Annotated in this window: 18 protein-coding genes; 12 read left to right on the forward strand and 6 right to left on the reverse strand. The window is 55.1% G+C overall.

Annotated elements, in window-relative coordinates:
* Positions 1 to 3: 3 nt before the first annotated feature.
* On the reverse strand, positions 4 to 384 hold the full coding sequence (locus ABV589_RS04055) for a hypothetical protein (protein WP_367085004.1): 381 nt from the start codon (positions 382 to 384) through the stop codon (positions 4 to 6).
* A 168-nt stretch (positions 385 to 552) separates the two neighbouring features.
* Here ABV589_RS04055 and ABV589_RS04060 point away from each other — a divergent pair, with 168 nt between their 5' ends.
* The 4 genes from ABV589_RS04060 (at position 553) to ABV589_RS04075 (ending at position 3,157) form a co-directional block, all read left to right on the forward strand.
* A complete protein-coding gene (locus ABV589_RS04060; RefSeq protein ID WP_367085005.1) occupies positions 553 to 1,083 on the forward strand; it encodes a PAAR domain-containing protein in 531 nt (176 codons plus the stop codon).
* A complete protein-coding gene (locus ABV589_RS04065; protein ID WP_367085006.1) occupies positions 1,080 to 1,973 on the forward strand; it encodes a glycine zipper family protein in 894 nt (297 codons plus the stop codon). The genes ABV589_RS04060 and ABV589_RS04065 overlap by 4 nt, the downstream gene beginning before the upstream one ends.
* Before the next feature lie 7 nt (positions 1,974 to 1,980).
* On the forward strand, positions 1,981 to 2,511 hold the full coding sequence (locus ABV589_RS04070) for a hypothetical protein (protein WP_367085007.1): 531 nt from the start codon (positions 1,981 to 1,983) through the stop codon (positions 2,509 to 2,511).
* Between the two features lie 214 nt (positions 2,512 to 2,725).
* Positions 2,726 to 3,157, forward strand: a complete 432-nt coding sequence (locus ABV589_RS04075) for a hypothetical protein (protein ID WP_367085008.1) — start codon at positions 2,726 to 2,728, stop codon at positions 3,155 to 3,157.
* A 77-nt stretch (positions 3,158 to 3,234) separates the two neighbouring features.
* Here the strand turns inward: ABV589_RS04075 and ABV589_RS04080 are convergent, their stop codons facing one another.
* Positions 3,235 to 3,519 (reverse strand): hypothetical protein, encoded by a 285-nt coding sequence (locus ABV589_RS04080; protein WP_007962462.1) that lies wholly within the window; start codon positions 3,517 to 3,519, stop codon positions 3,235 to 3,237.
* Between the two features lie 576 nt (positions 3,520 to 4,095).
* Here ABV589_RS04080 and ABV589_RS04085 point away from each other — a divergent pair.
* The 4 genes from ABV589_RS04085 (at position 4,096) to ABV589_RS04100 (ending at position 7,506) form a co-directional block, all read left to right on the forward strand.
* On the forward strand, positions 4,096 to 4,386 hold the full coding sequence (locus ABV589_RS04085) for a fructose-bisphosphate aldolase (protein WP_367085009.1): 291 nt from the start codon (positions 4,096 to 4,098) through the stop codon (positions 4,384 to 4,386).
* Between the two features lie 233 nt (positions 4,387 to 4,619).
* A complete protein-coding gene (locus ABV589_RS04090) occupies positions 4,620 to 5,714 on the forward strand; it encodes a pentapeptide repeat-containing protein (RefSeq protein ID WP_367085010.1) in 1,095 nt (364 codons plus the stop codon).
* Positions 5,714 to 6,406: a nucleotidyltransferase domain-containing protein gene (locus ABV589_RS04095; RefSeq protein ID WP_367085011.1), complete on the forward strand. Its 693-nt coding sequence runs from the start codon at positions 5,714 to 5,716 to the stop codon at positions 6,404 to 6,406. The genes ABV589_RS04090 and ABV589_RS04095 overlap by 1 nt, the downstream gene beginning before the upstream one ends.
* A 278-nt stretch (positions 6,407 to 6,684) precedes the next feature.
* Positions 6,685 to 7,506: an FRG domain-containing protein gene (locus tag ABV589_RS04100; RefSeq protein WP_367085012.1), complete on the forward strand. Its 822-nt coding sequence runs from the start codon at positions 6,685 to 6,687 to the stop codon at positions 7,504 to 7,506.
* A 174-nt stretch (positions 7,507 to 7,680) separates the two neighbouring features.
* Here the strand turns inward: ABV589_RS04100 and ABV589_RS04105 are convergent, their stop codons facing one another.
* From ABV589_RS04105 to ABV589_RS04120, 4 genes are all read right to left on the reverse strand, one after another.
* A complete protein-coding gene (locus ABV589_RS04105; RefSeq protein ID WP_003226097.1) occupies positions 7,681 to 8,229 on the reverse strand; it encodes a cupin domain-containing protein in 549 nt (182 codons plus the stop codon).
* Positions 8,230 to 8,718: 489 nt separating this feature from the next.
* Complete coding sequence (locus tag ABV589_RS04110) at positions 8,719 to 10,002, reverse strand: FAD-binding oxidoreductase (RefSeq protein ID WP_367085013.1); 1,284 nt, start codon at positions 10,000 to 10,002, stop codon at positions 8,719 to 8,721.
* A 51-nt stretch (positions 10,003 to 10,053) separates the two neighbouring features.
* On the reverse strand, positions 10,054 to 11,544 hold the full coding sequence (locus ABV589_RS04115) for an aldehyde dehydrogenase (RefSeq protein WP_367085014.1): 1,491 nt from the start codon (positions 11,542 to 11,544) through the stop codon (positions 10,054 to 10,056).
* Positions 11,545 to 11,800: 256 nt separating this feature from the next.
* On the reverse strand, positions 11,801 to 13,177 hold the full coding sequence (locus tag ABV589_RS04120; protein WP_027611689.1) for a glutamine synthetase family protein: 1,377 nt from the start codon (positions 13,175 to 13,177) through the stop codon (positions 11,801 to 11,803).
* A gap of 282 nt (positions 13,178 to 13,459) precedes the next feature.
* On the opposite strand from ABV589_RS04120, the gene ABV589_RS04125 reads away from it, so the two are divergent.
* The 4 genes from ABV589_RS04125 to ABV589_RS04140 all read left to right on the forward strand — a co-directional run bounded on the left by ABV589_RS04125 (position 13,460) and on the right by ABV589_RS04140 (position 17,495).
* Positions 13,460 to 14,221 carry a gamma-glutamyl-gamma-aminobutyrate hydrolase family protein gene (locus ABV589_RS04125; protein ID WP_367085015.1) on the forward strand — a complete coding sequence of 254 codons (762 nt, stop codon included), beginning with the start codon at positions 13,460 to 13,462 and terminating at the stop codon, positions 14,219 to 14,221.
* Positions 14,222 to 14,569: 348 nt separating this feature from the next.
* The gene (gene potA / locus ABV589_RS04130) at positions 14,570 to 15,712 is read left to right on the forward strand and encodes a polyamine ABC transporter ATP-binding protein (protein WP_108591816.1); all 1,143 of its coding nucleotides are present in this window, start codon (positions 14,570 to 14,572) and stop codon (positions 15,710 to 15,712) included.
* 29 nt (positions 15,713 to 15,741) lie between these two features.
* On the forward strand, positions 15,742 to 16,623 hold the full coding sequence (locus tag ABV589_RS04135) for an ABC transporter permease subunit (RefSeq protein ID WP_367086169.1): 882 nt from the start codon (positions 15,742 to 15,744) through the stop codon (positions 16,621 to 16,623).
* On the forward strand, positions 16,620 to 17,495 hold the full coding sequence (locus ABV589_RS04140) for an ABC transporter permease subunit (protein WP_007962456.1): 876 nt from the start codon (positions 16,620 to 16,622) through the stop codon (positions 17,493 to 17,495). The genes ABV589_RS04135 and ABV589_RS04140 overlap by 4 nt, the downstream gene beginning before the upstream one ends.
* Positions 17,496 to 17,511 lie beyond the last annotated feature (16 nt).

Here is a 17,511-nt window from a genome sequence, read left to right on the forward strand (position 1 = left end):
GGGTTAGATGCCGTAACGGCCGCCGACGTGGATATTGCGTTTGAGCCAGTTGCCAATTGTTTTCAAGCGTCCCACTGGCCGGGAATGTTGCTCAAGAATCATGGACACCAATGACGCCTGATCCGTCCCCGGATACGCATCGACCAATTGCGCGACCCACGCACAATCGGCTTTCTTCAGATGCTCACGCCACTCGCCAGGCCAGCCATCCAGCTCATCCAGCGCCAACCACCGAGCCCCGCCCTGATTTGCATGCCCACCGCCAATCGATTGCTCGAAGCAGAATGGCGTCCCCGGTCGGGACAGGTCAACGCAGAAAATGTAGATGTCTTGAGTTGGGTGCTGTGGCGTGGGGGCGTTGTTGCGGCTGCCGATTTCGATCATGCGCGGTTCCGTCCGTGGGTTAGGCTTTACAACTTGTTTCGCAGTCTACGTCGTGGTGCCGATGGGGGGAACCATTGGCGATGAGATGCGGACGGACAACTGAAATGGTTCAATCCACCCTCTTTTGTGTAACATTTCCAAAACAGCGTATTTACAAGGATGTTCACCGTGTCAGGAAAACCTGCTGCTCGAGTTACTGATCCAACCTCCTGCCCGCTCCCTGGGCATGGAGTCAATCCAATCGCCGTGGGCTCACCCGACGTTTTTATGGATGGCTTACCTGCAGCCCGCCAGAACGATAAGAGCGCTTGTGGCAGCCCGATCGTGGGAGACGTCGCTTCCACCGTGCTCATCAACGGCATGCCTGCTGCAACCGTGGGAAGTGTCGGAGGTCACGGCAATAAAGTAATCGCCGGCTCATCAACTGTAATTATCGGAAATTCGCACACGCCCGCGGAATTCGTCCCTCCATCAGCCATGCCTCTCTGGGCCATGAAATTTGACGAAAAATTTTGCATCGTTGGGAGTGACGGCCAGCCCCTCGCCAATGTGCCATACCACATCAAGGACGAAGCAGGCAGGGTTTATACAGGCTTCTCTGATGAAACTGGGCACACACCTCGTATCGCAACCAGCAAGCAAGAAACTCTTGAAGTTACAACCGGTGTAGCCGCGCTGGAAAAATGGGAGGAAGCATGACGGAGTTTTCTTGCAAAGTACCAACAAACAAGCAGGCGAACTCCGTTAGCAACGTACCCGGCTATTTGATGCCGGCGAATATTCATTTATTTGTTGTGGTAGACGAAATCGGCAAGGACGGATTTTTAGTCAGAAAAATTTACTCTTCCCCCGATAATCCTCATCTGATCGCAAAAAACCTTTCCGAACTTCAGATCAAAAACGAAATCTGGCCAGAAAAGTATGGGATGCGTTCTGTTGCGCCGAATTCTGGGGCCACGGTAGCCCAACATGTTTACAGTAGTCGAAAGTACCCCTCAGGCTATATTTCCACGAGTTCTGAATTCCCGAATGGATCACCAAGATTCGAAGGAAAAACTGTTTATATTGATATTGAAAAAGCCAAAGCTGCAGGCGCAAAACTGGTAACAACTGAAGAAATCCTAAAAGCGCTAGAGGACTACAAAAAGCACGCACCAAAAAATGTAGCAAAAATCGATGAAATTGCCGGCTGGGTAAAGAACATCGACAAAGAAGTACTGGTTCAAGCAGATAAAGTACCAGCAAGAGCGGTCTTTACGCCGACTTCACACCAAGTCACAAGTGCCTTTATAAAAGGAGCAAGAGTTGTGCGGGTGTTCGGGATTGCATTTACTGCATACGACCTGAAAGTCGCGACTGAAGAATCAATCAAACAAAACAGTATCAAGCCTATTTCCGTTGAGGTCGTCAAACAGGCGGGAGGCTGGGGCGCGGCGATAGCTGGCGCCAGGATTGGCGTGGTGGCCGGAGCAGCGGTAGGAATCGAGACAGGCCCCGGTGCAATTGTCAGCGGCGCTATCGGAGGCATTATATTTGGCACTGCCGGGTATTTAGGTGCTACTTGGTTAACTGAATATATGCAAGAGTGAGAGCCGCATGAGATTCATCAAAAAAATAATGGCACTGATAAAGCCAGAACCTAGGCAAGAGCAAATAGCCGGGTACAGCAAACAGGAGCTTAAAAGCTTGTTTGCTCGGCCTTTAGCACAGACCAACCTACCCGTTCAGCCTCCCACTACTTCATTGGAAGGCGCTGATATCTGCGCATTTTTTTCGCAGTTCCTAATCGACCCTAAAGATTTGGTTGAATTTGAATCACTCGTCGAATCTCACTTCAGAAAAAATACTGAAAGAACCTTCAATGATCTTCCGGTATTTGAATACGAAAGCGCATTGAGCGGAGACCGACTGATATTTTTCGCATCTACTAGAGAATTCAACTCCGTCACGATTCGTTTGATAACTAACAACTTTGACTTTTTAACGATACTTAGCCGCAAAAAATTTGCGGTTCCTCCACCATGGGTTGCTTTTGAAGGCTACGAGCCTTCTTGGTGGGGGGGAGCATGCAAGGTGCTCAAGAATATTACAACAACAATTACTTTTTCAGTTTTTTCACTCAATTGAGCGACATTGAAAAGCAATCTTATTATTCGAGGTTTCGCGCAACTGATGAGTGGATCGAAAGGTTAGAGTTAATGTACGACACAGAGTGAGTTGAACAGGAGCACCTTCGCGCACTCTCACCGGAATGGTTGATGGAACCTTCCGAGAGAAGCCAATATCGAAACCATAAGCGCCCCGCTCACGATCAAACACGGTGCCATGGGAGAGTTCCACGATGAACATCCGAATGTTGCTTCTGATCGCCACCTTCGTCGTCATCCCCACCTGCGTCATGGCCGAAGGCTGCGACGTCCAGACCCAATCCTCCAGCGCTTCGGTGCCAGCGGTGGAAACCCACAGCTGCTACGAATACGAAGGCATGCCCGTCAGTTCCATCGACTGGTCGTGCAGCAATGAAAGCAAAGACATGCTCAGCAGTACGAAAACCAAGGTCGAGCACTGTGCCGACCACTATCAGGCCACGTGTATCGCCACGATCACCCAGGAATCCCTGGCCAACCCGCACTCCACCAGCAAAGACAAAAACGCCAAGTCGCTGAACATCCCCGATAACGCCCAAGTGACCACGTATTACTACGACGTGGAGCATTTGGCCCAGGCGCGAATTGATTGTGAGAATGGTGGCGGGCAATGGAAGGCAAAGTAAGCGTTTGATATCTGTGTTTGCGACAGGCAAAGAAAAGCCCGGCTCTAAGACCGGGCTTTTTTAGTGCGTGACATCCGTTAACCACCGCCGTTACCCCCACTGCTGCTACCGGTCGGTTGACCCGCAGGGCTGGGCTTGGAGGCAGAAGGCACCGGCCCATTGTCGGTCTTGCCACCATCACCACCCTTAGGCAGCGAATTGGCATCCGGATCGGCGTTAGTGGCAGGAGACGCCGGGTCGCGAGTCTGGCTGTTGCCGTCGTTCGCCGTTGGGGTCGGCGTCTCGCCCGCCGCGATCGCATACAGCGAACTGCCGGACAGCAACGCCGCGAGGGTAAACACCGCAATTTTATGGTTCAGCATGGTGGCTCTTCCTTTGCGTGGTGAGTTACAACATTGGAAGAAGGTGCGCGGCGAAGGTGCGGTGTGTCGGACGAATGGTTATCGCCCGGTAGATTCGCCCAATTTCGATATCTGAAAACTTCGTAGGAAAGCACTCCACGTGGCGAGGGAGCTTGCTCCCGCTGGGCTGCGAAGCGGCCCCTAAACCCGATAGTCCGTTTCTCCCGGATATGCCACAGGCCGCGAATTACGCCGACTGCGTCGCCGAGCGGGAGCACGCTGCCTCGCCACAGGTACGCGTTTCACATCCTACAGGTTGGTTGTGACTGGTGAAATTAATGCCTAGAGTGGGGTTGTCGCTGAGCAAATTCAGCACCAGGGTTTCGCAGCCCTGACGATACGTGTAGTAACCTAGCGCCTCCTAAAAACGGTGGCGGTCGCACTAGCGCCCGAAATCCGCTCAATGGTGGCTGTGTGTGGGAGACCTTCGGGTCTGCCGGGTTCCTCGTATCCTCGGTCTGCGAACCCGCACATGGCTACCACCCTTCGACTCGCAGCGAATGGCAGTGGCTTCTCTCCCAGATACGAGGAAGTTTTATGCCTACGGACAAGCCGCTCCACCACTACGCAAAAATGTCCCACCCCGCCACCGATAATGCCGTACTTCTCATAGACGCCGATGCCCCATTGCGCGAACTCCACGCCTGCCTCGCCGAACGCCTCAACGCCGTCCTCAAATACCTCGACCTCATCGCCTGCACCAGCCTCCCCGATTACGCCGAACATGACATCAACACTGTGACCAACATCGCCAGGATCATGGTGCAGGATGTCAGTGATGTGTTTCGGGTGATTGAGCAGCGTGGGTTTGGTGCATCCGCAGAGTAGAGCGATCACCAGAACATAAAAAGCCTGCGATGCTGCAGGCTTCTGATCTGATGGTTATTCGGTCCTACAAAAAACGGGATGTCACGAGGGCCCCAAATGAAATAATTCAGACTCGCGTTGGTCGTGAAAAAGTTCTAAAATTCTAAAAAATTTGCAACTCTGGATTTAAAGCTTTACAAGATGCTTTAACAATGAACTCACTTACATATCCCTCAAGGATGACGAGCGCAGCGATGGACGATACAACCAACGATAGCCAAAAACCAACAGATCGCGTACATGGCCCGCGAACCAAGCGCATAAAAAGCTATTGGGAGCCAATATACGACCCAAAATTTAAAGGTACGACTAGCGTTTTTCTGTGGGATACGCGAAAGACAACCGGGGTTAAAGCAGCGCTTTGTAAATCTGAAACTCTTAAAAAATTGCTATCAACAGTTGGAGCCAGAGGCTGGACGATTAAATCTTATGGATTTACCGATTGCGACTTTATCGGACACTTCGACCCAGGACTTGCATTTAACAGCTGTAACTTTGAAAACTGCGACCTAGGCTCAACTACTTGGAGAGGAACCAAGTTTACCAACTGCACATTCAAAAAATGTTCATTTACACTAGCCACATTTGAACAATGCCAATTCAATAGTTGCAGCTGGACTAACTCAGGACTCTCAGGAACAGAAACCAAACTCTTTGACACTGTGGTGGGAAATCCCGAAAACTTCATCAACTCTGGATACACTAACTCAGACATTAACGTCCTTAGTCAAAATGGCAGCACAACACCTGCCTATCAACTAATGCGACTCGAAGAAACAAAAATGAAACTGGCTCGCGCAGTTCTTTCAAACAACGAAAGAAATGCCGAGGACTCCGTCTATTACGAGTCCGTGAAAGTTTATCTTCTTCAAGCGCTCAAAGCAAAACAACAACAACTACTACATCAATACAGCAACAAACAGAACAGAATTCGCAGCGCAGGAAGTATATTGCTATGCAAACTTGAAGAGTTTGTAATTGGCGTTTCTGGCATGCTGAATGGCTGGGGAGGAAATCTCGCCCGAGCAACTTTCATCGGAATAGTACTGATGGCGATATTCGCTGTAGCCTACTTCACATTAGGGCGACAAGAGACGACTCCACTCACATGGAAATTAGCACTGATAAAATCTTTTGACATCACGCTACTTGTAGGCTACACAAAACACGCCACTGCGGCCCTAGGTTGGAAAACTCAAGCTTTATATGGTGCCAACGCGCTGCTAGGACTCTGGTGGTATGCAATATTCGTCCCCACAGTAATCAATCGAATTTGCAGGGTACGCTAATGGCGATTTTGGCACTAGCACTATATGGAAGCCGTGCTCGCGGCGATAGCAATGAACATTCTGACATTGATTTCTTTGCAATCACCGATGATAGCGACTATAAAATGATGGTTACCGGAAATACTAACATTGCTTGCTACCCACTAAGTTTAGCCGTAGAAAGAGCTAAAGATGGAGATTTGTTTATATTGCACATATGCCTGGAGGCAAAAGAATTATACAGCACCAACTCTGAGCTTTCGGACCTGCGAGATTTATTCCAATATAAAAACGATTATGAGCGTGAAATATCCATGGCATCGGATCTCGCATGGTTTCTGGTTGAGTCAGGGTCAAACTTTCGAAATTTCACGCTCCTAAATAAACGAATAGCTTGGTGCGTTCGCACTATCTTGATAGCAAAATCTGCCGAAGCTAGATCGGCGGTATTCTCCTCTCTAGAGCTAGCTAAGCTTTCAGGCACTCCTCGAACAGCGAAGCTGATACAAGGAAAAAACGAAACCGTCTTCCGACCCGAACTAATACGAGAGCTAGTCTTATTCTTGCAATCTTTTGGAAAACCAAAGCCAAACTTATCGGGTACGAGCAAGATCGATGACTATGCTTGGCTCTTCACACAATCAAAAAACATCATGGGACTAAAAACCTTACAGTCAGTTCAGGGAGATGCAACTTCAGAAAATTACACATAAACCAGAAGACTAAAAACTGAAGATGCGAGATATCGCAACTTAGACATCACCATATTCAGAAGCAGCGAGCTACATTAGACGCACACACAAATCGAATTTTCAGTACAAGGATGCAACCTCACCAACTTGCTGCCCCAAAAGCCACCTTAACCGCACTAACAATAGATATCCCAATACCAAAAATAAAAAACTCACGCAGTTAATTTCGGAACTTTTAACGACATCACCATCCTATTGAAACCGCCAATCTAAATCCTTATCTCAAGGCAGAGCGAACAATGCATACACATCAACACCTAGAGGAATTCTGGAACTTATTTTTACGTGAAGCTTTCAATACTGATTTTGGCGGGCCTGAATTAATATTTCGTGGCATAACAAACAAAGACCACTCACTAATCCCATCTATCGGGCGCCACAGACGCGAATATACGGACAACAATATTTCGACGCTGGAAGACACGCTCATGACAGAGTTCAAGAGGCTTTCGATACCTGAACTAGACACACCACCAAATAATGATTTCGAATGGATGTTTCTTGCTCAGCACTATGGACTGCCGACTCGACTCCTTGATTGGTCAACAAATCCACTTGTCGCGTTATTCTTCGCGGTAGAAAAAGACGACGACACAGACGGAGCCATATACATAACCCCGAGAGCTGTAACAGACCAATACGAACTCTTTGACTTTAGGACTGCCAATTACACAACCGAACACAAGAAAGCCCCAGCTAGCCTATTTGCAATTCAACCGAATCAAGGGACAGTTATTTTCGTGCGACCCAAGTACAAAGACCGTAGATATCAAAACCAAAAATCAGTTTTCTCATGCCCTCAAGACCCTTATACACCATTAGAAATAGAAAACATGATTAAGATTAATTTTGATAAAAACCTTAAACCACAACTCAGAGAAAGACTCAAAAAAATGGGAGTTTCGACTTCTTTCATCTACCCTGGACTTGCAGGAATCGCGTCAGAGGTTAAAAGCCTTAACTACGACCCTGTACATTCTGGAAAGCACCAAATAGTGACAATGACATGCCATATCGACTTGAGCGCCCTACAACAATCCAAACAAGACCTCCACGACTGACCCATATCACCTCCTTAAAACTAAAGCCATGCATAACTTTATTCTTGGGGAGAAACGAGATTTTTAAACCCTCAATTACTAAAAGTGACACTTAAAAAGTCGGAATCTGAGCGATACCGACTTATCGTTATTTATAGTAGGCAATTTAAATTAAAGCATTCGACATCTCAGATATCAAAAATTCGCCGGCGTATTCGCACTTATAATCTCAGCCTCATCCGCCCCGATATTCCGGAACTTATGCGGCAGCGTGGTCGGGAAGTAATACCCATCACCGGCATTCAACACGCTCACCTGGCCATCCACGGTCAACTCCACTGTGCCACGGGTTACCAACCCACACTCCTCGCCTTCCGCATGCACAATCGGCTCTTCCCCGGAACTCGCACCCGGCGCGTATTGCTCGCGCAGCAGGCGCATCTGGCGGCTGGGCACTGAGGCGCCGATCAGCAGCAGGCGCAAGCCGTGGCGGCCCAGATCGGGTTGTTCGTTGGCGCGGAAGACGTATTGGTGTTCGCGCGGGGGCTGGTCGAAGGTGAAGAAGTCGGCCAGGGACATCGGGATGCCTTCGAGCAGCTTTTTCAGCGAGCTGACGGAGGGGCTGACGCGATTCTGTTCGATCAGGGAGATGGTGGCATTGGTCACGCCGCTACGCCGGGCCAGCTCGCGCTGGGAGAGTTTGTAGCTTTCGCGTACTAGTTTGAGTCGAGAACCCGTATCCATGACAGCCTTATGTGAGAACGACTTAAGGGCGATGGGGGTGGGTGGCGGGTGACGCGCCGAGGGCGCGGATCACGTTGCTCCCGTGTCCCGGAACCGTGAAAGGCGGCTATTAAATCACGTTTGCCGGTGTTGCTCAGCAGGTTCGATGGACGGTGCAGCAAAAGTCCTTGTTTCCTTGGTAATACAGTCACTGTGGGAGCGAGCCTGCTCGCGAAAGCGGTGTGTCAGACGACAGGGAGGTTGGCTGATATGGCCTCTTCGCGAGCAGGCTCGCTCCCACAGTTGGATCTCTTTTGCGTCAGTTGGCTGGTGATGTTTGTCAGGCCGTCATCGCTGGCAAGCCAGCTCCCACAGGGTTTGCAGTGTTTCTGAGGGAGTGTTGGTGCCTGTACTGGCGCCATCGCGAGCAGGCTCACTCCTACAGTGGGCACGTTGGTGTTTCAGGTAAAAAACCGGCGGGGTCTTGGGGACCGCCGCCGGGGAGGTAACCTAGATGCCGAAACGGTCGCGCAACGAGTAATAGACGGCGCCGAGGGCGGTCAATGGGGCGGAGAAGGTGCGGCCGCCGATCATTGGCATGTGTGGCAGGGAGGCGAAGGCGTCGAAGCGTTCGGCGTCGCCGCGGATCATTTCCGAGATCAGTTTGCCGGCCAGGTGCGAGCAGGTGACGCCGTGGCCGCTGTAGCCCTGCATGTAGTAGGCGTTTTTCTCGATGCGGCCGAATTGCGGCATGCGTGACATGGTCAGCAGGAAGTTGCCGGTCCAGCGGTAGTCGATTTTCACGTCCTTGAGCTGCGGGAAGGTCTTGAGGATCTTCGGCCGGATCAGCTGTTCGATGTCGTCCGGTTCCCGCGCGCCGTAGACCACGCCGCCGCCGTACAGCAGACGGTTGTCGGCCGTCAGACGGTAGTAATCCAGCAGATAGTTGCAGTCTTCGACGCAGTAGTTGTTGGTGATCAGGCTGCGCGCCTGCTTCTCGGTCAGCGGTTCGGTAACGACAATCTGCGAGCCGCACGGCATGCTTTTCGCGGTTACGCGGTTGTCCAGACCTTGTGGCAGGTAGGCGTTGCCGGCGATCAGCAGGTACTTGGCGCGCACCTGGCCTTTGGCGGTGCGCACCACGTTCGGCTCGCCGTATTTTATTTCCACGGCAGCGGACTGCTCGTAGATCTTGCCGCCCAGACGCACGATGGCTGCCGCTTCACCGAGGGCCAGGTTCAGCGGATGCACGTGGCCGCCCTGCAAGTCCAGCAGGCCGCCAACGTAGGCATCGGAGCCGACCTCGCGACGGATGTCAGCGGCATCGAGCATCTTCAGGTTCTTGTTGCCGTAACGTTCCCAACTGCGCTTCTGCTCGGCCAGGCCGTTGAGTTGTTTCTTGTTCATCGCCGCGAAGATCCCGCCCGGGCGGTAGTCGCATTTGATGTCGTATTCCTTGATCCGCGAACGGATGATGTCGGCGCCTTCGAAGATCATGCTGCCGAGGATTTCCGCCGTCTTGTCACCGTAGCGCTCTTCGATCACATCGACGTCGCGGCTGTAGGAGTTGACCAGTTGCCCACCGTTGCGACCGCTGGCGCCGTAGCCGACTTTCGCCGCTTCGAGCACCGTCACTTTATAGCCCGCTTCGGTGAGGAACAGCGCCGAAGAAAGGCCGGTGTAACCAGCGCCGATGATGCAGACATCACACTCGACCGACTCTTCAAGGGTCGAGAAGTCGATGACTTCGTTGCGGGTGGCGGCGTAGTAGCTGTTGACGTGTTGTTGCTTCATTTTATTGTTCTCCGAGGGTCGCTCATCAGAAGCGACCACCGCTGTAGAAAATCAGAGCTTGATCCAGGTCGCTTTCAGCTCGGTGTACTTGTCGAACGCGTGCAGCGATTTGTCGCGGCCATTGCCCGATTGCTTGAAGCCACCGAACGGTGCCGTCATGTCGCCGCCGTCGTACTGGTTGACCCAGACACTGCCGGCCCGCAGGCCACGGGCGAAGGTGTGCGCCTTGCTCAGGTTGCTGGTCCAGACGCCGGCGGCAAGGCCGAAGATGCTGTCGTTGGCGATCTGCAGCGCTTCTTCAACGGTGTCGAAGGTGATCAGCGACAGCACCGGGCCGAAGATTTCTTCCTTGGCGATGGTCATGGCGTTGGTCACGCCGTCGAAAATCGTCGGCTCGATGTAAGTGCCGCCGGTTTCTTCGAGGGTGCGTCGACCACCGGCGATCAGCTCGGCGCCCTGCTCGCGGCCGATGCTGATGTAGCGCAGCACGTTGTCCAGTTGCCGCTGATCGACGACGGCGCCGACGGTGGTGGCCGGGTCAAGCGCGTGCCCCGGTTTCCACGCTTGCAGCGCCTCCACCAGCAGCGGGATAAATTGCTCGCGGATCGAACGTTCCACCAGCAAGCGCGAACCGGCGGTGCACACTTCGCCCTGGTTGAAGGCAATGGCGCCCGCCGCAGCTTGTGCTGCCGCGCGCAAGTCCGGGGCGTCGGCAAACACCACGTTCGGGCTCTTGCCCCCAGCTTCGAGCCAGACGCGTTTCATGTTGCTTTGGCCGGCATAAATCATCAGTTGCTTGGCAATCGCCGTGGAGCCGGTGAAGGCCAGCACGTCGACGTCCATGTGCAGCGCCAGCGCCTTGCCGACGGTATGGCCGAAGCCCGGCAGCACGTTGAACACGCCTTTCGGAATGCCCGCGTCCAGCGCCAGCTGGGCGATGCGGATCGCGGTCAGCGGCGACTTTTCCGAAGGCTTGAGGATGAACGAGTTGCCCGCCGCCAGCGCCGGGGCGAATTTCCAGCTGGCCATGATCAGCGGGAAGTTCCACGGCACGATCGCAGCGACTACGCCGGATGGCTCGCGGGTCACCAGACCGAGCTGGTCGTGCGGGGTGGCGGCAACTTCGTCGTAGATCTTGTCGATGGCCTCGGCGCTCCAGCGGATCGCATTGGCGGTCGCCGGGATGTCGATGCTCATCGAGTCGCTGATCGGTTTGCCCATGTCGAGGGTTTCCAGCAGCGCCAGTTCTTCCTGGTGTTGCAGGATCAGATCGGCGAAGCGGATCAGAATGCGTTTGCGCTCGGCCGGGGCTTTGTTGGCCCACACGCCGGAGTTGAACGACTGGCGTGCGGCTTCGACGGCGAGGTTGGCGTCGGCTTCATCGGTGCTGGCCACGGAGGCGAGGAAACGGCCATCGACGGGGCTCAGGCACTCGAAGGTATCGCCACTGATCGCCGGGCGGTATTCACCGTTGATGAACGCGCGGGATTCGATTGTCAGGGACTGGAAGCGTTGTTCCCAGTCGTTGCGGGTGGTGGTCATGGTTGTGGCTCGACAAGGGGGAATTGGGGTGTCGTGTCTGGCTTGAGATAGCTGCCCTCACCCTAGCCCTCTCCCAGAGGTAGAGGGAACCGACCGAGTTGTCTCGGGAGTTGCGCCGACCTGAATGACCGAGTCGATTATGGATTCGGTAAAGCAGGTTCAGGTCGCAGGATTTCGCAAGCATCGCCGGGTCAGTCCCCTCTCCCTCCGGGAGAGGGTTAGGGTGAGGGGCCTTGGCTTTTGCGGGCCGAAACCATCACACCGTATGCAGATACCAGTTGTACTCAAGGTCGGAGATCGAGTTCTCGAACTCGGCCAGCTCGCTTTCCTTGCACGCGACGAACACGTCGATGTACATCGGGTCGATGTACTTGGCCATGACTTCGCTGTCGTCCAGCTCGCGCAATGCATCACGCAGGTTGTTCGGCAGGCTCTGTTCGTTCTGCTCGTAGCTGTTGCCTTCAACCGGCGCGCCCGGCTCGATCTGGTTGGTCAGGCCGTGGTGGATACCGGCCAGCACCGAAGCCATCAGCAGGTACGGGTTGGCGTCGGCACCGGCCACGCGATGTTCGATGCGCACGGCGTCGGCCGACCCGGTCGGCACACGGACTGCAACCGTGCGGTTGTCGATGCCCCAGCTCGGCGAGTTCGGCACGTAGAACTGCGCGCCGAAGCGACGGTACGAGTTGACGTTCGGGCAGAGAAAAGCCATTTGCGCAGGCAGGGTCTCCAGCACACCGCCGATCGCGTGTCGCAGCGCGGCGTTCTGCTCGGGATCCTCGCTGGCGAAGATGTTGTTGCCTTCTTTGTCCAGGATCGAAATGTGTACGTGCAGACCGTTGCCCGCCTGACCCGGATACGGCTTGGCCATGAAGGTGGTGTCCATCTCGTGGTCGTAGGCGATGTTCTTCACCAGACGCTTGAGCAGCACCGCGTAATCGCAGGCCTTGATCGGGTCGGAGACGTGATGCAGGTTGACTTCGAACTGCGCCGGGGCGCTTTCCTTGACGATCGCGTCAGCCGGGATGCCCTGCTCTTTCGCGCCTTCGAGGATGTCTTGCAGGCAGTCGACGTATTCGTCGAGATCGTCGATCAGGTACACCTGAGTCGACACCGGACGCTTGCCGGAAACCGGCGAACGTGGCGACTGCGGACGGCCGTTCACGTTGTCCTGGTCGATCAGATAGAACTCGAGTTCGAACGCGGCGCAGATAGTCAGGCCCAGTTCATCGAACTTGCGCACCACGTTGGCCAGCACTTCACGCGGATCGGCGAAGAACGGCTCGCCTTCGATCTCGTGCATGGTCATCAGCAGTTGCGCGGTTGGACGCTTCTGCCACGGCTCGATGCTCAGGGTGCCCGGGATCGGGTAGCAGATGCGGTCGGCGTCGCCGATGTCCAGACCCAGGCCGGTGCTTTCCACCGTGGAGCCATTGATGTCGAGAGCGAAGAGCGAGGCCGGCAGGTTGATGCCTTTCTCGTAAACCTTGTGAAGACTGGTGCGCTCGATGCGCTTGCCGCGCACCACACCGTTCATGTCTGCAATCAGAAGGTCGACGTACAAAACCTCAGGATGTTTCTTAAGGAATGCGTTTGCTTCGTTGAGTTGAACGGCACGCAGAGGGACCGACATGATGCACCTATTTAGCTGTTAATTATTATGTTCACTGCTGTTTCGCCGAGCCAGTCAATCCGAAAGGCAAAGTGAAGTCAATAGCGAACACCTGGCCGCTCAGCGTTTATTTTTCGGGCTTTTTTTAACACTCACGTGCCAATGCAGGCGCCACAAGGCCTGGAATCATGAAGATTTGATGAACGGCGTTTAGAATTTTTTACATGGCAGTTGTTAATTAAAATCAACGAGGCTAAGCTCCGGAAAAGCTCGTTCAAGTGTCAAACTTCGAGGTGAATAAAAATGGCATTCAAGCCATTGATCGGCGTTACTGCGTGCGTCAAACAGATTGGCCTGCACCCCTATCACATCAGCGGCGACAAGTACGTACGTGCTGTCAGCGTTGGCGCTCAGGGTCTTCCAGTGGTCATTCCTTCCCTTGGCAAACTGACTGAAATCGAAGACCTGCTCGGTCAGCTCGACGGTCTGTTGCTGACCGGCTCACCCTCGAACGTGGAACCCTTCCACTATCAAGGCCCGGCCAGCGAACCCGGTACGGATCACGATCCGGCGCGGGACGCCACTACCCTTCCTTTATTGCGTGCAGCCATTGCGGCGGGCGTTCCGGTACTCGGTATCTGCCGTGGCTTCCAGGAAATGAACGTGGCCTTCGGCGGCAGCCTGCACCAGAAAGTGCATGAGCTGCCGGGCATGCTCGATCACCGTGAAGCCGACAGCCCGGACGTGGCCGTGCAGTACGCACCGGCGCATGCCGTGAGCGTGCTCGCTGGCGGTGTGTTCGAGGCGCTGGAGTTGCCGGGCGAGTTCCAGGTCAACTCGATTCACAGTCAGGGCATCGACCGCCTCGCCCCCGGCCTGCGTGCCGAAGCGGTGGCGCCAGATGGCCTGATCGAGGCGATCTCGGTCGAGCACAGCCCGACCTTCGCCCTCGGCGTGCAATGGCACCCGGAATGGCAGGTGCTGGACAACCCGAACTACCTGAAGATTTTCCAGGCGTTCGGCGCGGCTTGCCGGCAACGGGCGGCGCGACGCAACCAGCGCTGACACCACCCAGGATTCCAAAACTGTTTACTGCCCCCACGGGGTCGGCGGCGGCGCGTGTGCGCATCCGTCATCCGTGAAAACAACAAACCGTAATAACAACAAGTACGACCCAGGCAGCCAGGACGGCGGCGCCGACCAGGTCAGGGTACCCGCAGCCAATGCGATCCCTGTAGGAGCTGCCGAAGGCTGCGATCTTTTGATTTTGTTTTTCAGGATCAAGATCAAAAGATCGCAGCCTTCGGCAGCTCCTACAGGGGCCATGTGTGGCGAGGATTGTTTTCCCTGGCTTGCAATCCACTTAAGCCCGGCCACGTTGGCCGAGCGAACGAAACCTGTTGGGAGTTTCACATGGCAAACGCCTCCAGCACTTACCGGAAGGCACTTGAAGGCCACCAGCAACCGAAAAAGGTTCTGGTGAAAGTCGATCGTGTCACCAAGAAGTTCGACGAAACCACGGCCGTGGACGATGTGTCCCTGGAGATCCATCAGGGCGAAATCTTTGCCCTGCTCGGCGGCTCCGGTTCGGGCAAATCGACCCTGCTGCGCATGCTCGCCGGTTTCGAGCGGCCGACCGAAGGGCGGATTCTGCTCGACGGTGTGGACATCACCGACATGCCGCCGTACGAGCGGCCGATCAACATGATGTTCCAGTCCTACGCGCTGTTCCCGCACATGACTGTGGCGCAGAACATTGCCTTCGGCCTCAAGCAGGACCGTTTGCCGGCCAGCGAAATCGATGCCCGCGTCGAAGAGATGCTGCGCCTGGTGCACATGACCCAATACGCCAAACGCAAACCCCATCAGTTGTCCGGCGGTCAGCGCCAGCGCGTCGCCCTCGCCCGCTCCCTCGCTAAACGTCCAAAGCTGTTGCTGCTCGACGAGCCGATGGGCGCGCTGGATAAAAAGCTGCGCTCGCAGATGCAACTGGAACTGGTGGAGATCATCGAGCGCGTCGGCGTGACCTGCGTGATGGTGACCCACGACCAGGAAGAGGCCATGACCATGGCCGAGCGCATCGCGATCATGCACCTCGGCTGGATCGCCCAGATCGGCAGCCCGGTGGACATCTATGAAGCACCGGTCAGCCGCATGGTCTGCGAATTCATCGGTAACGTGAACGCCTTCGACGGCACCGTGGTGGAAGACCTTGAAGGTCACGCGATCATCCACAGCCCGGACCTGCAGCAGAAGATCTATGTCGGTCACGGCGTCAGCACCTCGGTGCAGGACAAGTCGATCACCTACGCGATCCGTCCGGAAAAAATGCTCGTCAGCACCCTCAAACCCGAAGTCCGCTACAACTGGTCCGAAGGCAAGGTGCATGACATCGCCTACCTCGGCGGCCACTCGGTGTTCTACGTCGAGCTGCCCGGCGGCAAGATCGTCCAGTCGTTCATGGCCAACGCCGAACGCCGTGGCGCGCGTCCGACCTGGGACGACAAGGTCTACGTGTGGTGGGAAGACGACAGCGGCGTGGTACTGCGCTCATGAGAACCTTCAATCAGCAATTCCTGCGCCTGGTGCCCAGCGGGCGAAAATTCGTCATCGGCATCCCGTTCATCTGGCTGTTTCTGTTCTTCATGCTGCCGTTCTTCCTGGTGATGAAGATCAGCTTCTCGGAAGCCGCGCTGTCGATCCCGCCGTACTCGGAGATCTACACCTACGCCGAACAGAAATTCCAGTTGATGCTCAACATCGGCAACTACACCATGCTCGGCGAAGACGAGCTGTACCTGTCCGCTTACCTCGGTTCGCTGAAGGTGGCGGCGCTGAGCACGATGATGTGCCTGTTGATCGGTTTCCCGATGGCCTACGCGATCACCAAAGCGAGCAAGGAAGCGCAAAACGTCCTGCTGCTGTTGATCATGATGCCGACCTGGACCGCGATCCTGATCCGCGTTTACGCGTGGATGGGCATCCTCAGCAACAACGGTCTGCTCAATGCGTTTCTGATGTGGACGGGGCTGACCGATCACCCGATCGAGATCCTCAACACCAATACCGCGGTGTATATCGGCGTGGTGTATGCCTACCTGCCATTCATGGTGCTGCCGCTGTACGCCAACCTGGTGAAGCACGATGGCAGCCTGCTGGAAGCGGCGTCGGATCTGGGGTCGAGCAACTTCAACAACTTCTGGAAAATCACTGTGCCGCTGGCCAAGAACGGCATTATCGCCGGCTGCATGCTGGTGTTCATTCCGGTGGTCGGCGAGTTCGTGATCCCCGAACTGCTGGGTGGCCCGGAGACGCTGATGATCGGTCGCGTGCTGTGGCAAGAGTTCTTCAATAACCGCGACTGGCCGGTGGCGTCTGCGCTGGCGGTGGTGATGCTGTTGATCCTGATTGTGCCGATTCTGCTGTTCAACCGCAGCCAGGCCAAAGAGATGGAGGCACGGGGATGAAACGCTTCGGTTTTTCCAAGTTCATGTTGATCTTCGGCCTGATGTTCATCTATCTGCCGATGCTGATTCTGGTGATCTACTCGTTCAACGCCTCGAAACTGGTGACGGTGTGGGGCGGCTGGTCGGTGAAGTGGTACGTCGGCCTGCTCGACAACACGCAACTGATGGGCTCGGTGGTGCGCTCGCTGGAAATCGCCTGCTACACCGCGATTGCCGCCGTCGCACTGGGCACCCTCGCCGCGTTCGTCCTGACGCGCGTTACGCGCTTCAAGGGTCGTACGCTGTTTGGCGGTCTGGTCACCGCGCCGTTGGTGATGCCCGAGGTGATTACCGGCCTGTCGCTGTTGCTGCTGTTCGTGGCGATGGCGCAGTTGATCGGCTGGCCGCAGGAGCGTGGCATTGTCACGATCTGGATCGCCCACACCACGTTTTGTGCAGCCTATGTGGCGGTGGTAGTCTCCGCCCGCCTGCGTGAACTGGATCTGTCGATCGAAGAAGCCGCGATGGATCTGGGGGCCAAGCCGTTCAAGGTGTTTTTCCTGATCACCATTCCAATGATCGCGCCGTCGCTGGCAGCGGGCGGGATGATGTCGTTCGCCCTGTCGCTGGACGATCTGGTGCTGGCGAGCTTCGTCTCCGGCCCGGGTTCGACCACGCTGCCGATGGAGGTGTTCTCGGCGGTGCGTCTGGGCGTCAAGCCTGAGATCAACGCTGTGGCGAGCCTGATTCTGCTGGCGGTGTCGCTGGTGACTTTCCTCGTCTGGTACTTCGGCCGCAAGGCAGAGGCCAGCCGCAAGAAAGCGATTCAGGAAGCGATGGATCAGACGGCGAATGAGGCGTGGCAGCAGCCGCAACGCGCCGCCACCGCCTAAGCAACAACGATGAACA

Origin of the sequence: Pseudomonas sp. HOU2, from assembly GCF_040729435.1 — a bacterium.
Lineage (GTDB): Bacteria > Pseudomonadota > Gammaproteobacteria > Pseudomonadales > Pseudomonadaceae > Aquipseudomonas.

Coding starts and splice junctions, on each gene's coding strand:
- ABV589_RS04080 (WP_007962462.1), bottom strand. CDS start 3,519: ATGCTGAACCATAAAATTGCGGTGTTTACCCTCGCGGCGTTGCTGTCC.
- ABV589_RS04065 (WP_367085006.1), top strand. CDS start 1,080: ATGACGGAGTTTTCTTGCAAAGTACCAACAAACAAGCAGGCGAACTCC.
- ABV589_RS04140 (WP_007962456.1), top strand. CDS start 16,620: ATGAAACGCTTCGGTTTTTCCAAGTTCATGTTGATCTTCGGCCTGATG.
- ABV589_RS04075 (WP_367085008.1), top strand. CDS start 2,726: ATGAACATCCGAATGTTGCTTCTGATCGCCACCTTCGTCGTCATCCCC.
- ABV589_RS04055 (WP_367085004.1), bottom strand. CDS start 384: ATGATCGAAATCGGCAGCCGCAACAACGCCCCCACGCCACAGCACCCA.
- ABV589_RS04125 (WP_367085015.1), top strand. CDS start 13,460: ATGGCATTCAAGCCATTGATCGGCGTTACTGCGTGCGTCAAACAGATT.
- ABV589_RS04095 (WP_367085011.1), top strand. CDS start 5,714: ATGGCGATTTTGGCACTAGCACTATATGGAAGCCGTGCTCGCGGCGAT.
- ABV589_RS04085 (WP_367085009.1), top strand. CDS start 4,096: ATGCCTACGGACAAGCCGCTCCACCACTACGCAAAAATGTCCCACCCC.
- ABV589_RS04105 (WP_003226097.1), bottom strand. CDS start 8,229: ATGGATACGGGTTCTCGACTCAAACTAGTACGCGAAAGCTACAAACTC.
- ABV589_RS04120 (WP_027611689.1), bottom strand. CDS start 13,177: ATGTCGGTCCCTCTGCGTGCCGTTCAACTCAACGAAGCAAACGCATTC.
- ABV589_RS04100 (WP_367085012.1), top strand. CDS start 6,685: ATGCATACACATCAACACCTAGAGGAATTCTGGAACTTATTTTTACGT.
- ABV589_RS04115 (WP_367085014.1), bottom strand. CDS start 11,544: ATGACCACCACCCGCAACGACTGGGAACAACGCTTCCAGTCCCTGACA.
- potA (WP_108591816.1), top strand. CDS start 14,570: ATGGCAAACGCCTCCAGCACTTACCGGAAGGCACTTGAAGGCCACCAG.
- ABV589_RS04110 (WP_367085013.1), bottom strand. CDS start 10,002: ATGAAGCAACAACACGTCAACAGCTACTACGCCGCCACCCGCAACGAA.
- ABV589_RS04090 (WP_367085010.1), top strand. CDS start 4,620: ATGGACGATACAACCAACGATAGCCAAAAACCAACAGATCGCGTACAT.
- ABV589_RS04070 (WP_367085007.1), top strand. CDS start 1,981: ATGAGATTCATCAAAAAAATAATGGCACTGATAAAGCCAGAACCTAGG.